The organism is Pseudomonas tehranensis (assembly GCF_014268615.1).
In the GTDB taxonomy this organism is placed as follows: domain Bacteria; phylum Pseudomonadota; class Gammaproteobacteria; order Pseudomonadales; family Pseudomonadaceae; genus Aquipseudomonas; species Aquipseudomonas tehranensis.
In genome coordinates, this window is sequence record NZ_JABWQV010000461.1 from 1 (window position 1) to 1,229 (window position 1,229).

The following is a 1,229-nucleotide window of genomic DNA, read 5'->3' on the forward strand; positions in this document are numbered from 1 at the left end:
GGGGGGGGCGCTCGTTTTTCCGTTTTTCGATAATTTCAACAAGCGAGGAGGATCGCCATGGGCGTGACCAATCGGTTGGCCTGTTACTCCGACCCCGCCGACCACTATTCCCACCGGGTACGCATCGTACTGGCAGAGAAGGGTGTCAGCGCCGAGATCATTTACGTCGAAGCGGGCCGTCAGCCGCCGAAGCTGATCGAAGTGAACCCTTACGGCAGCCTGCCCACGCTGGTCGATCGTGACCTGGCATTGTGGGAGTCGACAGTGGTGATGGAATACCTGGATGAGCGTTACCCGCATCCGCCTTTACTGCCGGTGTATCCTGTTGCGCGAGCCAACAGCCGTTTGCTGATCCATCGCATCCAGCGCGACTGGTGCGGGTTGGTGGACCTGATCCTGGATTCACGAACCAAGGAGCCTGCGCGGGTCGTGGCGCGCAAAGAGTTGCGCGAAAGCCTGACTGGCGTATCGCCGCTGTTCACCGACAAGCCATTCTTCCTCAGTGAGGAACAAAGCCTGGTGGATTGCTGCCTATTGCCAATACTCTGGCGTTTGCCGATTCTGGGTATTGAACTGCCGCGGCCTGCCAAGCCGTTGCTTGATTATATGGAGCGCCAATTTGCGCGTGAGGCATTCCAGGCGAGTCTGTCTGGTGTCGAACGTGACATGCGCTAAGGCTTAGGGAGCCGCTATGAACTCCAGTCGACCTTATCTGGTCCGCGCGCTCTATGAGTGGATTGTGGACAACGATTGCACCCCACATATGCTGGTTAACGCCGAGTATCCATCGGTGCAGGTGCCGCAGGGTTTTGCCAATGACGGGCAGATTGTCCTGAACGTATCGCCGGCGGCCGTGCGTCACCTGCATATGGACAACGATGCTGTCAGCTTTGAAGGGCGCTTCGGGGGGGTGCCGCATACTCTGTACGTGCCTATTGCCTCGATCCTGGGGATTTATGCTCGGGAGAATGGCCAGGGTATGGTGTTTGAGCTGGAAGTGCCGTTGGATGGTGAAGACGAGCTTGAGCCGGATGATGATTTGCCGCCACCGGATGACGAGCCGCCGCGGCCTAGCGGTCGGCCTAGTCTTAAGGTGGTGAAGTAGCGGAGCAGGTAATCTGTTCGCTGTTCGCTAAGGAAAATGCCTGTGTCGTGAGATATGGGCATTTTTTTTGGGCTGTATTCACTGGTGGATTGGTGTGTATATCCGTTTCTGCGGTAACGGCTGC

At 57.3% G+C, this 1,229-nt stretch carries 2 protein-coding genes; both read left to right on the forward strand.

Going from position 1 to position 1,229, the window contains the following annotated elements; genetic code table 11:
• Nucleotides 1-57 precede the first annotated feature (57 nt).
• A complete protein-coding gene (locus HU811_RS26970) occupies nucleotides 58-675 on the forward strand; it encodes a glutathione S-transferase N-terminal domain-containing protein (RefSeq protein ID WP_092393815.1) in 618 nt (205 codons plus the stop codon).
• A 16-nt stretch (nucleotides 676-691) separates the two neighbouring features.
• The gene (locus tag HU811_RS26975; protein ID WP_092393812.1) at nucleotides 692-1,105 is read left to right on the forward strand and encodes a ClpXP protease specificity-enhancing factor; all 414 of its coding nucleotides are present in this window, start codon (nucleotides 692-694) and stop codon (nucleotides 1,103-1,105) included.
• Nucleotides 1,106-1,229: the final 124 nt, after the last annotated feature.

Excerpts from the sequence above, each read along its gene's own strand:
- HU811_RS26970 (WP_092393815.1), top strand. The coding sequence starts at position 58 with ATGGGCGTGACCAATCGGTTGGCCTGTTACTCCGACCCCGCCGACCAC.
- HU811_RS26975 (WP_092393812.1), top strand. The coding sequence starts at position 692 with ATGAACTCCAGTCGACCTTATCTGGTCCGCGCGCTCTATGAGTGGATT.